The sequence below is a fragment of the Pedobacter sp. AK017 genome, assembly GCF_014200825.1.
Taxonomy (GTDB): domain Bacteria; phylum Bacteroidota; class Bacteroidia; order Sphingobacteriales; family Sphingobacteriaceae; genus Pedobacter; species Pedobacter heparinus.
Window position 1 is genome coordinate 100,375 of sequence record NZ_JACHCW010000004.1, and the last position, 13,014, is coordinate 113,388.

13 protein-coding genes are annotated in these 13,014 nt (G+C 42.8%); 2 read left to right on the plus strand and 11 right to left on the minus strand.

What is annotated here, in order from left to right:
- The first annotated feature begins 6 nt into the window (after positions 1–6).
- Positions 7–336 carry a DUF6984 family protein gene (locus HDC92_RS07030; protein ID WP_183873312.1) on the plus strand — a complete coding sequence of 110 codons (330 nt, stop codon included), beginning with the start codon at positions 7–9 and terminating at the stop codon, positions 334–336.
- A gap of 332 nt (positions 337–668) precedes the next feature.
- On the plus strand, positions 669–1,196 hold the full coding sequence (locus HDC92_RS07035) for a hypothetical protein (RefSeq protein ID WP_183873314.1): 528 nt from the start codon (positions 669–671) through the stop codon (positions 1,194–1,196).
- Between the two features lie 187 nt (positions 1,197–1,383).
- Here HDC92_RS07035 and HDC92_RS07040 read toward each other — a convergent pair whose 3' ends face one another.
- The 11 genes from HDC92_RS07040 to HDC92_RS07090 all read right to left on the minus strand — a co-directional run bounded on the left by HDC92_RS07040 (position 1,384) and on the right by HDC92_RS07090 (position 12,711).
- Positions 1,384–1,776 (minus strand): VOC family protein, encoded by a 393-nt coding sequence (locus tag HDC92_RS07040; RefSeq protein ID WP_015808617.1) that lies wholly within the window; start codon positions 1,774–1,776, stop codon positions 1,384–1,386.
- Between the two features lie 116 nt (positions 1,777–1,892).
- Positions 1,893–3,188: a nucleoside hydrolase-like domain-containing protein gene (locus HDC92_RS07045; RefSeq protein ID WP_183873316.1), complete on the minus strand. Its 1,296-nt coding sequence runs from the start codon at positions 3,186–3,188 to the stop codon at positions 1,893–1,895.
- The gene (locus HDC92_RS07050; RefSeq protein ID WP_183873319.1) at positions 3,185–4,666 is read right to left on the minus strand and encodes an FGGY family carbohydrate kinase; all 1,482 of its coding nucleotides are present in this window, start codon (positions 4,664–4,666) and stop codon (positions 3,185–3,187) included. Before HDC92_RS07050 ends, HDC92_RS07045 begins: the two co-directional genes overlap by 4 nt.
- A 2-nt stretch (positions 4,667–4,668) precedes the next feature.
- Entirely contained in the window at positions 4,669–5,643 is a 975-nt protein-coding gene (locus HDC92_RS07055) for an ABC transporter permease (RefSeq protein ID WP_015808614.1), read from the minus strand.
- Between the two features lies 1 nt (position 5,644).
- Positions 5,645–7,150, minus strand: a complete 1,506-nt coding sequence (locus HDC92_RS07060) for a sugar ABC transporter ATP-binding protein (RefSeq protein ID WP_183873321.1) — start codon at positions 7,148–7,150, stop codon at positions 5,645–5,647.
- Between the two features lie 7 nt (positions 7,151–7,157).
- Positions 7,158–7,784: a DUF2291 domain-containing protein gene (locus tag HDC92_RS07065; RefSeq protein WP_183873323.1), complete on the minus strand. Its 627-nt coding sequence runs from the start codon at positions 7,782–7,784 to the stop codon at positions 7,158–7,160.
- Positions 7,785–7,787: 3 nt separating this feature from the next.
- The gene (locus tag HDC92_RS07070) at positions 7,788–8,720 is read right to left on the minus strand and encodes a D-ribose ABC transporter substrate-binding protein (protein ID WP_183873326.1); all 933 of its coding nucleotides are present in this window, start codon (positions 8,718–8,720) and stop codon (positions 7,788–7,790) included.
- Positions 8,721–8,761: 41 nt separating this feature from the next.
- Positions 8,762–9,724 (minus strand): transketolase family protein, encoded by a 963-nt coding sequence (locus HDC92_RS07075; protein WP_015808610.1) that lies wholly within the window; start codon positions 9,722–9,724, stop codon positions 8,762–8,764.
- A gap of 10 nt (positions 9,725–9,734) precedes the next feature.
- The gene (locus HDC92_RS07080; protein ID WP_183873328.1) at positions 9,735–10,559 is read right to left on the minus strand and encodes a transketolase; all 825 of its coding nucleotides are present in this window, start codon (positions 10,557–10,559) and stop codon (positions 9,735–9,737) included.
- Positions 10,538–11,944: an L-fucose/L-arabinose isomerase family protein gene (locus HDC92_RS07085; protein WP_183873330.1), complete on the minus strand. Its 1,407-nt coding sequence runs from the start codon at positions 11,942–11,944 to the stop codon at positions 10,538–10,540. Before HDC92_RS07085 ends, HDC92_RS07080 begins: the two co-directional genes overlap by 22 nt.
- Positions 11,945–11,946: 2 nt before the next feature.
- On the minus strand, positions 11,947–12,711 hold the full coding sequence (locus tag HDC92_RS07090; protein WP_015808607.1) for a DeoR/GlpR family DNA-binding transcription regulator: 765 nt from the start codon (positions 12,709–12,711) through the stop codon (positions 11,947–11,949).
- Positions 12,712–13,014: the final 303 nt, after the last annotated feature.

Consider the following 13,014-nt stretch of genomic DNA (forward strand, 5'->3'; position numbering starts at 1 on the left):
AAAAATATGTTAACAAGAAAATTAAAACCTGAAGAAGTCGCTTTAATAACCTGGATGATAAAAGATAAGGATGAAGGCTCGTCTATAATAGATACGTTAAATGAATTGATCGTTGAAGAAATGGAAGATGGAGGGATGGGAAGTTTACGGGTGGTTGTAGATGGAGAGGACAATAGACTTTTTTCAAGAGAATTGGCGAAGGTAGATTTATTTGATGCAGATCAAGTGCCAGTTTTTATTTCAGTTAATCTGGATACTGATGGGCATTTTTTTGAATTGGAAATTTTTAAAGGAGATTTCAGTCCTTTGAAAAAGTTTCCTCCCGTTCCTCAATAATTTTCTTATATAGATAAGGACTTTGCTGGTTAGTCAATAGGCTGCATATGTGCTTATACGGCCTATTGTTGTTTTTATACTGAAAACTCTGTTTTTGGGTACCCAAAGCTGCTTGCTTTTGTAGGGGCAAAAAGGAGAAACCTTCGTAACTCGGTTTCTGTGTTGCAGAGGGTTATTTATTACGTTTTAAGATTTCGTTCTTTTATTGTAGACCACGCTTACCAGCTAATTGGTTTTTTACAAATGATATTAATGAGTTTGCTTTACCTAATTTAGCGCAATACCCATGGAATGTTCCTTTTCAATTTTGGAAGTATAAAAAGAAATAATATATGAATAATGATAAAATCAGTGGATTAGAGATTCTGAGGCACGGCAATAATTACTTCTCAATAAAAGATTTAAATGATGATATAGATATAAGTAAAAAAAGATGGAATATTTTGCTTGAGATGTTAATAGATGATTCTTCCTGCATATATTTCCATGGCATAGAATTAAATTATACTGATGACAATCTAACTAATATAGTCTCATGGTTAAATGAGAATATATTAGTTGATGATAGTGATACGAATAATTTATTGTTTAAAATTAAAGCATCGTCTATTTTACTGAGCCGAAATCTGGTCTCGACTCTATGGAATTATTATTGGAGTCCTAGCCTTATTTTCATGAATGATAGAAAGTATGAAGATCTTTTAAGAGAATTGATTGAAGGACATTTCTATGTCAAAGACATTTTGGAACAGATTGAAGGGATTAAAATAATTTATATGGGAGCTGAACGAGATGTATTATGGTTACAACACAATTTTGAAGATTTGGACCAGGATATTATAGGGCAAGCATTAATTTAAGATATATAGATTTGGACATACTATGACTCGCTAATAATACGGGGTTTTATCCCTATATATCTAAATCATCTGTATGTCCTAGCCTGCCATAAAAAGCTAAGGCGTGTGCACCAACATTCACCTACCACATAAAGATTAAATTAGCAAAGTTGGATCAATGAAAATGGTTTGTCTAGTTCTCTGGTCGTTACTCCATAGAAAACAATCCAAAAGGGTTTCCTTCAGTATCTACACAAATAGAGCAAAAACCATATTCACCAATAGAAAATTTGGACTGGCTCACCATGCCGCCAGCGGCTTTGATCCGGGCTTCTTCTACGCTGCAATCCTGACAAGGGAAATAGACCATGGTATTTACACAATGCCCGTCGCCTTCTTTGGTGCCAGCCATTTCTATTAAGGCCCCGGATACACCTTGATTTTCTATAGGGGAGAAGAAAGCCATTTTCATGCCCGCAGGTGAATTGCCTGGTCCGGCACTATCCCTGAATTTTGTTCCTATAACAGCGCTGTAGAATTTTTTTGCACGTTCAATATCCTTTACATAGATTTCAAACCAGCAGATGATGTTTTGGTTCATTGTTGTAGATTTTAGATTTGTATACCAAATTTAAGCTTAATAATTTGAAATACAGCTGGCTGATCGCGTCATATAATGGGGGGATCTACGACAATGGTTATTGGAACAGCTACTGGTTATCGCAGCCATTCCCAGCGCTTTGCCCAATCCAGCATTGCCTCATTTCTCCATTTCAGAACTGTTTTTGCACCCTGTCTTATCCCGTCGAAAAGTCCTGGATCTACCTTGTCCGTATACCAGTTTGCCCCCAATTGATAATCTGTAGGACGTTTTTTGCCGGGCCAGATGTTATCCACTACCAACTGTCCGCTTTGTTCCGGAAAGCCGGGTATTTTTGAACTGATCTGATAACTGAGTACTTCAGTTTCTTTAGCGGCATATTTAAGTCCGTAGTTGCCATTGCCCAGGTAAAAGCCATCCCATTTCTGAATGCCGATTCCGGCTTTGACTGTCATTTTGAAGCAAGCTGAATCGGCCGGGATATCAATTACCGGCCCTTTAAACTGAAAGTCGAGCAATGCATATACGGTTACTGTATGGGACAGTGTGGTGCTGTGGTTCAATATAATCCTGGGGCTGTGGCTCAGTTTTTCGAAGCTTCCGCCCCAGCTTTCTTTAAACGGATCGGCAGGGTTTCCATCCATCATATAGAGCAGGGAAGGGGTATCGCCCATTTTAATTTCCCCTTTATAGTAATTTTTAAAATCAGCACCAAGGTGCCCGGCGGCCTGAATATAATTGTCATAATAATTTTTGCCTTTTAATTTTTCAGGCACACCATGATCTGAAAAGAACCCATAGTAAGAGCCATTGGTTTCAATAAACCAAAGGTCGGGGAAGTTTTGGGCGATATAGGCATAACTGGAAGCGCTCCACTTTTTATTGGGGCCACCAATCCAGTACACCTTAATTTTACTTTTTATTTCAGGTGCATCATGCAGGGCCTGGGCCAGGTCTTCCAGTCCGCCCCAAACCAGCACCCATAAGGGCTGCGTGCTTTTCTTGCTGGCACATTTAATGATCCAGTCGGAGCCTTCGGTAGCTGTGGTATAACCGATATAGGGCGCTGCGCCATGCCTGCCCTGTTTGGTTACTTTGCGTAAGGCATCTGGCGACGGGTAATCTTTAATGTGCTTTTTCAGCTTCGGCAAATCCTTTTCATATAAATCAATCATTCTGAGGATTTCCTGTTTGCTGCCATTTCCATAGGAAGGAGAGGATATCAGGCCTTCTGTATTGAATATATTGCTGTACATCAGAAAATGGGTTAAAGATTGGTTGTCATCCGGATCTGTGCCGCCAATATCGGTACTGATGAGGATGCGGGGCTTTACAGGTACGGGTTGCTGGGCCGTTAATGTAGTGCTGGCTGCAAAGAACAGGCAAATAGAGGTCAGTGCTTTTAAATTCATGTTATCGCGTTTTCCCAGCCTTGGTAAGCCTGGTTGATGCTGGTCTTATCTGTTGATGGCTGTAATGTTTCCTTATTGGAATTTAATGTTTTGAGCTGGGTAATGTTTTTGAAAAGTCCGGATTTTAATCCGGCCAGATAAGCTGCTCCCAATGCAGATACATCGGGCATCCCCATATTGCTTACATTTTTGTCCAGCAGATCGGCCATGAACTGCAATACAAAACCATTGCTGGTTATGCCGCCATTTACCATCAGTTCATCTAATCTGATACCGGTATCGTTTTGCATGGCCATAACCACGTCTTTTACCTGGTAGGGGATAGATTCCAGTGCTGCCCTTACGATATGGTTTTTATTGGCACCAAAAGTTAAGCCCTTAATTTCTGCTTTTCGGCTCATATCCCAGTAGGGGGCGCCCAGGCCGCTGAAGGCCGGAACCAGGTAAACGCCGTTATTGTTGCTCACTGCTTTGGCCATACTTTCCGTTTCTGCGCTGTTTGAGAAAAGGCCAAGTTCATTTTTAAGCCATTCTATAGTAGAACCACAGGATACGATTACGCCTTCAAGCGCATAATTTACCTGTTGCTCTGTGCTCCAGCAGATGGTACTGATCATGCCACTGCCTGATGATTTAAGTTCAGGGCCAATGTTCATCAGGATGGAACATCCTGTTCCCAGGGTTGCTTTTGCTGTTCCGGCTGTGAAACAGCCTTCGCCAAAGGCTGCGGCATGCGAATCGCCGATCATTGCGGTAATGGATAATCCTTTTGGCAGGAGCTTGTTAAAGTGGCTGGTACCAAAAAAGGAGGATGATGGTTGAATGGAGGGGAGCTTAAGCCCGGCCAAGCCAAAAGTATGCAGCAGTTCCTGATCCCAGTTTAGGGTAGCAAGATTAAAAAATAAGGTTCTGGAGGCGTTGGTATAATCGGTTAAATAGGTTGTGCCACCGGTTAGCTGATACAGCAGCCAGGTATCTATCGTTCCAAAATAAGCCTTCCCGGCATCGATGGCCGTTTTTACTTTTTCGTTGTGCTGATACAGCCAGATCAGCTTGGTGCCCGAAAAATAGGGATCGATAATTAAGCCGGTTTTAGACTTGATCATTTCAGCCAATCCGTCAGCTGTTAATTGATTACAAATGTTTACCGAGCGCTTGCATTGCCATACAATGGCATTGTGCAGGGGTGTTCCCTGCTCGTCCCAGATCACAAATGTTTCCCTTTGGTTAGAGATGCCACAGGTTTGTATGTCATCAGGATTGCCGCCTTTGGTGCTGAAATCATGTAAACACAGTTGCATAGACGTCAACACATTCTGGTAAATTTCCTGCGGGTCCTGCTCTACAAATCCCTCACCGTAAAAAATACTTTTTAGCGGGGCCGAGCCTTTGGCCACTACCTTGCCCTGTTCATCAAACAGCAGTGTTTTTGTACTGCTGGTGCCCTGATCAATGGCCAATATATATTTTGTGCCCATCACTATTCAGCTTTTGAATTGACCTTGTCGACAATTACAGCCAGCAAAATAACGGCACCCTTTACTACCTGCTGCCAGAAAGGCGAAACATTTAACAGCACCAACCCATTGTTTAACACACCTATAATTACAGCACCCAGTACTGTACCCATTATGCTGCCCTTGCCCCCTGACAGGGAAGTACCGCCTATCACTACAGCTGCAATTGAGTCCAGTTCGTAACTGTTGCCGGCATTGGGTTGTGCAGAATCCAGTCTGGAAGTAACTATAAGGCCACCTACGGCAGCCAGGGCCCCGGCTATGGCGTATACGATTATTTTAACTTTGCTGATGTTGATGCCCGACAGCCGGGAGGCATTTTCGTTGCCACCTATAGCATAAATATATCTTCCTAATCTGGTTTTTGTGGTCAGCACTACAGCGGCCAGCACTACAATAGCAGAAATCCATACCGGAACAGGGATGCCCAGGAACCAGCCTGTACCTAAATAGGAAAAATCATCGCCCAGGCCAGAGATAGGAAAACCTTTGGTATACAGTAAGGTTAGGCCCCTGGCAATGGTTAACATGGCCAGGGTGGCAATGAAAGCCGGAACTTTAAACTTAGTAATGGCCCAGCCATTAAATGTACCCAGGGCTGTTCCTGTAAGTATGCCGGCCAGCATGGCACCTAAAATGGTAAAGCCAACAAAAAGATTGGCTTCGGGTATGGCAATGCCATTTTTAAGCAAGCCTGCAGTTAATGCGCCGCAGAGGGCCAATACAGAGCCAACAGAAAGGTCTATCCCCGCAGTTAAAACCACCAGGGTCATGCCAACAGAAATGCAGATATTTACAGAAATCTGTCGCATTACATTCCAGCCGTTGGAGAGGGTAAGGAACTTATCGGATACCATACTGATCAATAAGCAAAGGATAAACAATGCGATCAGCGATTGAAATTTTATGAGGTAAGGTTTGTATAATCTTAAGTCCATTTTAAATTGATTTTGGAATTGCTGCTTTTAAAATACATGCTTCACTGGCTTCGCTGATGGGGATCTGTGCGGTAATGGTACCTTCCGACAGGACCATTACCCGGTCTGATACCGCTAATATTTCCGGTAGTTCTGAAGAGACCATGATGATGCCCATCCCCTGGGCTGCAAGGCCCAGGATAAGTTTATAGATCTCGTTCTTTGCATTTACATCTATGCCACGTGTAGGTTCGTCCAGCAGGAAGATCCTGGGATGGGTGGCCAGCCATTTTGCAATGACAATTTTTTGCTGATTGCCGCCACTCAGGTTACCTGCAACCTGCTTTCCGGAATCTGTCTTAATTTTCAGTTCTGCGGTATATTTATCACTTAACATTGCTTCCTTTCCAATTTCCAGGATACCCAGGTTTTCCATTTCTTTTAAAGTAGTGATACTTATGTTTTTCTGAACATCCAGGCCAAGTAAAAGGCCGTCTCTTTTCCGGTCTTCCGGAACCAGGGCCAGTCCGGCCTTTATGGCATCTCCGGCAGTGGCAATGCTAAGGACCTTGCCCTCAATTTTAAGCTCGGCGCGCATTAGTTTGGGATGAAGGCCAAACAGGCTTTCCAGCAGTTCAGTCCTTCCTGCGCCCATCAAACCAAATACGCCTAAAATCTCGCCTTTATTGAGGCTGAAGGATATATTTTTAAGCAGATAGGTATGCTTTTGGTCCGGATGTTTAAGACAAAGGTCTTTTACACTGAACAATTCTTCCGGGCCGGCTCCCGAACCTTCTTTTTTAATGAGGTTAATTTCCCTGCCCACCATTTTATGGATAATGTCATCGGCCTTTATTTCACCGATCTCGCCACATTCAATCACCCTGCCATCCCTCATGATCACATACCTGTCTGCAATCTTAAACAGTTCATCGAGTTTATGGGAAATGTAAACAATGGCTTTATTTGCTTTACGGAGGTCGTTGATGATGTCAAACAGGATTTTTACTTCCGTATCACTGATGGCTGAAGTGGGCTCGTCCATAATAATCACTTCAGATTCAGTAAGCAGGGCCTTTGCAATTTCTACTACCTGCTGCTGCCCAACTTTGATATCAATGATCCGTGTATCAGGATCAATGTTGAGCTTTAAACGGCTCAAGAGTTCCTGCGTTTTCAGGCGCATCCTCTTTTTATCCAGATCGCCCCATGCTGTGCAGAGTTCCCTGCCTAAAAATATATTCTCTGTAATGCTCAGATAGGGGATAAGGTTCAGTTCCTGGTGGATAATGGAGATGCCACATTCCTGTGCCTGTTTAGGGCTGGAAAAGCTAACGGTTTTGCCTTTGAAAATGATTTTGCCTTCATAATCGGGATATACGCCCGAAAGGATTTTCATTAAAGTGGATTTTCCGGCTCCGTTTTCGCCAATGATAGCGGTAACCTGAGCGGCACGCACTTCAAGGCTGATCTGATCCAGTGCTTTTACCCCCGAGAAATTTTTACTTATGTTTTCTACAACCAGCATTTATGCATTATTTAAGTATTTTTAATTGTACGGGTGTAATTTCTATATCACTCAGGTTTAAGAACTTTTTGTTCATTTCTATGGCACCGGTAAATGTAATGTGGTCGCCGGTTTTTACAGTTCTTTTAAAATCCGGCAGCACTTCTTCTCTAATGATCTTATTGATACCTGCCGAAATTTCATTGAAATCTGAAGTGTTGTCAAATTCATTCCTATTGATCAGTCCGGAAGCATCTCGTACTGCATTTCCATACACATATTCCGTCTCGATCTTTACCGTTTTGTTGTCTGTAGCTAAGGTTACGGTGAGGTCATTGTCGCCGACCTGTTTTACACTGCCTTCAGCTTTAACCATAAAATATTTTAGTTCTCCTATTCCTAAAGCATTGCTATATTTTTTGAATGTATTTTCAGGATCAGTATGGAGCAGGCTGATGAGCTGCTCAAGGGGCATGGCCTTGTTTAAGGATGGGAGGAGTTTCTTATCCCAGAATGTCCTGGTATAAGCAGTGGTGTTGATTTTTCCTGATGGGGTATTGGCCTGTACTTCATTCAGTTTTTTGAAATAGACCGAATGATAGCCAACAAAAAGAACAATGACCAAAGCAGCAAAATATTTTAAGAACTTCTTCATGGCTTAATTTGAAATGTAATTTTTAATATTTTCAGCAGTAACAAGTTCAACTGCTACAGGAACTTTTTGCGGGAAATCACGCTTGCCTTTAAAATATTCCTGCGCATAAAGTGCGGCAGTTTCGGCCATGATTTTGGGGTACTGCATTCCGGTAGCTTTGATCTTCCCTTCCTTTATAGACTGCAGGGCATCATCGGCCCCATCAAAACCAAATACCTGCACGTGGTTGGCCTTTCCGGCAGCAAAAAGGGCCTGATAAGCCCCCATGGCCATGGCATCGTTTCCACAAAAAACGGCATCAATATCTGGATTTGCCTGTAAGATAGACTCCAGTACTTCCATTGCTTTGTTCCGGTCAAAATCTGCACTTTGCTGTGCAACCATTTTCAATCCTGGATAATGGTCTGCCACACTATGAAAGCCTTTGGAACGTGCCCAGGTATTGTTGTCGCCCACCAAGCCAAGTATTTCGACATATTTACCTTTCTTGTTGAGTTTTTTCACGAAATATTTGCCAATCGCTATGCAGCCGGAGTAACTGTCGGACAAGATCTGGGAAGTGGCAGCTTTGGTAGAGTTGACCTCCCTGTCCATACAAAATACCGGCACACCTGCTGCCTTTGCCTTTGAAACGTTTGCAATGGAGCCATCTGCATCTGTAGGGTTAAACAAAATGGCATTAAAGCCCGAACTGATGGCATTTTCGAAGTGGTCTGCTTCCAGTGCGGTATTGTTCTGGGAATCAAATATTTTTGCTTCATAGCCTAAAGACCTGGCTTTTGCTGCTGCGGTTTCTGCAAGCACCACAAACCAGGGATTATTTAAGGTTGAAACAATTACTGCAATTTTTTTAGGTTCACCGGCAGCATTTTTATTGCTGCAGGAAGCTAATGTCAGTAAGGACAGCAGTAAAAAGAATGCATAAATTCTTTTCATTTTTACAGGATTATATTTGGTTAGGTTTATATGGGTTCGGATCAGCTGAGCAGCTTCATTGCTGCGGCTAAAATTCCATCTTCTGATATTCCATAATGGTTAAAAATGTCGTTTTGCGAGCCCGTTACAGTGTATTCGTCAGGAATGCCTATGATTTTAAAAGGGTTTCTATAATTATTTTCCATTAAAAACGATGCACAGGCTTCACCCAGTCCGCCAAAGATACTGTGTTCTTCTACTGTAATGATGGGTTTGCCACCTTTGGCCAAATCTGCAATCAGGCCGTAATCCAGGGGTTTAATGGTGTGCATGCTTATCACAGCAGCAACAATGCCATGTTCGGCCTGTAATTTCCGGGCTGCCTGCAAAGCAGGGTATACTGTTTCACCGGTTCCGATAAGGGTCAGATCGGCTCCCGGCTTAATGATCCTTCCCTTGCCAAACTGAAAACCTTTATCGGCGCCTGTAAGATGGGGCATATTCTTCTTTCCAAATCTGATGTATACCGGCTGGTTAAGGGCTGCGGCCTGAACAATGGCCTGTTCGCTTTCATAATTATCTGCGGGGGCAACAATGATCATGTTATTTACAGCCCTTAAGGCTGCATAATCATGTAAACTATGATGTGTTGATCCTAAAGCACCATAGCTAACACCAGCACTGATACCGATTAAATTGACCGGATTGTCAGAATAAGCCACATCATTTTTGATTTGTTCAAACGATCTGGCGGTAAGGAAACAGGCCGGGGAAACTGCGAATACCTTTTTTCCGGCCGATGCTATTCCTGCTGCAACGCCAACAAGGTTTTGTTCTGCAATTCCAATCTCTATAATTTGTTTGGGAAACCGCTGCGCATAAGGCACCAGTTTTCCTGATCCCCTTGAATCGCTGGTTACTACAATAATGTCCTTATCTCTTTCAGCAAGCCGCTGCAAGGTTTCAGAGAAAACCTCCAGGTTTGCCTGTCCTATTCCTGGTAATTGATCTACAACTGTTTCCAATTTATTTAAATTATGATGAAGTCAAAGTATTGTCTAATTCCTGCAGTGCAGATTCATATTCCTGATCAGAAGGTACACCATGGTGCCATTTGATCTGATGTTCCATATAGCTGATGCCCTTTCCTTTAATCGTATGTGCAATGACCATGCTGGGTTTGCCTGCCTCAAAAGGAAGGCTGCTCAGCACCTCTTTTAATTGGACCAGGTTATGGCCGTCTACATGTCTGACCGACCAGCCGAAACTCTCAAATTTTTGATCGATAGGATCGGTATTGCACACATCAGCTGTTTTCCCGGTGATCTGGAGTTTATTGTGGTCGATAATGGCGCAGAGGTTATCGAGTTTATAATGTGCGGCAGTTAATGCAGCCTCCCAGTTAGATCCTTCGGGCAATTCCCCATCACCAAGCAAGGTGAAAACCTTATAATCTTTATCATCCAGCTTTGCTGCAATGGCTGTTCCAACACTTAAAGGTAAGCCATGGCCCAATGCGCCGGTATTTTGTTCTACACCGTTCACTTTCTTTGTAGGATGACCAATATAATGGGATTTGTAGCGGCACAAGGTCTCGAGGTCCGATTCCGGAAAGAATCCTTTATCTGCAAGTACCACAAACAGCGCTTCAACACAATGGCCCTTACTTTGAATGTAGCGGTCCCTGTCGGGCGATTTGATATTCTCGGGCCCAACGTTCATGATCTCGTTGTAAAGTACGTTTAAAATATCAATACAGGATAAGCTGCCGCCGGTATGTCCGGCTTTTGCCCCGTAAATGTATTTGAGTATCTTTTTACGGTAGCCGATCGATTTTGCTAGTGCTGATAAATTTCCCATCCCATATAATTTTCAAATGCTTCTTTCAGTACCGCCCCGGTTTTGGAAGCGTTCATGACTACATGGTGCTCAAAGCCATTTCTGCAAACGTACTGCATCAATCCCTGCAGATTATTGATTTTGGCTACGGCCCTGTTGCCAAAAGTATTGAGGGCATCGTCGGTAAGTTCTCCTTCACCAAAATAAGCCTTGATTACCCCCCGGGTATCATCCGTGCTGATCCTCCCATAAGTTAAGGGCATTGCAGGTGTGCGGCCGTCAAGTGCACCGTAAGTATTTTCGACACCCACCGTAGTTCCTAGAATGGGCGCATTGCTGATCTGTATATCTGGTAAAAACGACTTTGCCCAGTTTCCGCAATGGAACAATACGCATTTTTCGTCGTCTGCAGCATAATTGTTGTTCCAGTCTACCAATGCACTTGGCGAACCCGATGCCAGCTGCATGGCATACATGGTTAGGGTACCTGTAACATCAACTTCACAGGCACTTGGAAGCATGTTTTCACTCATTATGCTCATCGATGTGCATACATTACATCCATAGTTTTGCTGCAGCGAGGTCCAGCACTGAATGGCAGTTGCATCCAGTGCATGTGTTTTCATAAAGTCGTTCAGCACCACGTCAAGCTTTGCAATCTGGATCAATGCTTCGGACGGGGTAGCGCCAGATGGTGCATAGTTGTGGATCTTTTCGAGGTGGTCTTTTACCACCTGGTCGTCTTTACTTAGTTTATTGGCGCTGCCCAGAATTTCTGAAAGGTCGGCTGTAACTACAGAAATGCCGTGTCGCTGTAATATTTTTTCGCTGTAACGTACGGTATTAAATCCACCTGGTCTGGCACCTATTGCACCAATACGTACATTCCTTAAACCTTTTACCACCCTGCATACGGCAATAAAATCTTTCAGGTCTGCTATAAAAGAAGGGTCTGACGGATGGACCACATGTTTGGTGGTCAGGGTATACTTGATGCCAAATTGATACAGGTTATTACAAACAGAGATTTTACCGCACCAGGAATCCCTTCTCCGTGCCACATCTAGTTTATCCAGGTCGTCAGGATAGGCCTGAATAAGTACAGGAACATTTAATTGTGAGAGTTTTAGTGTTTCAGCAACGCCTCTTTCATCACCAAAATTGGGTAATACCACTAGAACCCCAGTAATTTCCTCACGGTGTTGTTTGAACAGTTCAGCACATTTTTGTGCGTCCTGAAAAGTTTCCACACCCCCAAGTTTCGATTGGGACTCTGCTAAAACTATAGCTTTGATGTTCAGTTTATCCAGTTCCTTTAAAATTTCCGTTCTGGCGTCAGCCACAAGTCTGTCGGGGAAAAAGTCCCGGTTGCCTATAATTACGCCTAGTGTAGTTTGCTTTTCCATCCTCAGTCTGCTATGATCAGCTCTATTTCGTTTTCGTTTAATAAGTTCTTATATTTTTCCTGTATACCTGCATCAGTAATGATGTAATCTATGAGCGACAATGCACCCAGGCTGGCCAGAGAGCTTTTCCCGATTTTGGTAGAATCTGCCACTAAATAAGTGGTTTCGGCTGCGTTGATCATTGCCTTTTTGACCACCAGGTCGCTAATGCTCGGGTAGGTTAACCCGGCTTTGAGTGACAGGCCGGCTGTGGCAAGAAAAAGTTTATGCACGTTTAGCCCGTTAAAAAAATCGGCGGCCTTTTGTCCCGTTAACGATAGGGTAGGTGGCTTAAATTCTCCACCTGTCATGATTACTTCAATTCCGGGTTCTACACCCAGCAGCAAAGCAATATTTAAGGCATTGGTTATGACCGTTAAATTTTTAATTCCTTTTAGTTTTTTAGCGATTTCGGTAGTAGTAGAGCCCGAGTCGAGGATAATGGTATCTCCTGCTTCTATAAATTCGAGGCATTTTTTTGCGATCAATTCCTTTTTGTCCAGGTGGTCCTGATGGCTTAAGGAAAATGTGCGCACCTGGTTTTCCATGTTCTTTAAAAAGGCACCCCCGTGTTCCCTAAGTACCAGACCTTCTTTTTCCAGTTTTTCCAGGTCCTGCCGGATGGTCACTTCTGTTACTTTAAAGAGTTTTGCAAGGTTTACCACCTTTGCAGATCCATCCTCTTTTAACAGTTCCAGTATCTTGTCTTTTCGTTGATTAGCAAGCATGATGATTAAAGGTGTTTTTATTTGGTTATCTTCAAATAAAACAAAAAAATAATTAACAAACGAAAAAAATCGAAAATAAACAAAGATAGACGATGGCTTTTTTTTTCGGTTTCTAATTTTAAAAAGGATAAAATAAGCGTATTAAATTTTTTAGAGAATTGCTTTGGTGTGGAATGGGATATTCCTGCGATGAAACGGGATAACTCCCGGACGAAGTAAATTCAGACGATAAAAGTGTAAATAATAATTAATCATGATTAAACCTATATCATTAGTGAGGGTCTTACCTTAAACCAAACCAAA

Coding starts and splice junctions, on each gene's coding strand:
- HDC92_RS07080 (WP_183873328.1), bottom strand. CDS start 10,559: ATGGGAAATTTATCAGCACTAGCAAAATCGATCGGCTACCGTAAAAAG.
- HDC92_RS07085 (WP_183873330.1), bottom strand. CDS start 11,944: ATGGAAAAGCAAACTACACTAGGCGTAATTATAGGCAACCGGGACTTT.
- HDC92_RS07090 (WP_015808607.1), bottom strand. CDS start 12,711: ATGCTTGCTAATCAACGAAAAGACAAGATACTGGAACTGTTAAAAGAG.
- HDC92_RS07065 (WP_183873323.1), bottom strand. CDS start 7,784: ATGAAGAAGTTCTTAAAATATTTTGCTGCTTTGGTCATTGTTCTTTTT.
- HDC92_RS07060 (WP_183873321.1), bottom strand. CDS start 7,150: ATGCTGGTTGTAGAAAACATAAGTAAAAATTTCTCGGGGGTAAAAGCA.
- HDC92_RS07050 (WP_183873319.1), bottom strand. CDS start 4,666: ATGGGCACAAAATATATATTGGCCATTGATCAGGGCACCAGCAGTACA.
- HDC92_RS07040 (WP_015808617.1), bottom strand. CDS start 1,776: ATGAACCAAAACATCATCTGCTGGTTTGAAATCTATGTAAAGGATATT.
- HDC92_RS07070 (WP_183873326.1), bottom strand. CDS start 8,720: ATGAAAAGAATTTATGCATTCTTTTTACTGCTGTCCTTACTGACATTA.
- HDC92_RS07055 (WP_015808614.1), bottom strand. CDS start 5,643: ATGGACTTAAGATTATACAAACCTTACCTCATAAAATTTCAATCGCTG.
- HDC92_RS07045 (WP_183873316.1), bottom strand. CDS start 3,188: ATGAATTTAAAAGCACTGACCTCTATTTGCCTGTTCTTTGCAGCCAGC.
- HDC92_RS07030 (WP_183873312.1), top strand. CDS start 7: ATGTTAACAAGAAAATTAAAACCTGAAGAAGTCGCTTTAATAACCTGG.
- HDC92_RS07035 (WP_183873314.1), top strand. CDS start 669: ATGAATAATGATAAAATCAGTGGATTAGAGATTCTGAGGCACGGCAAT.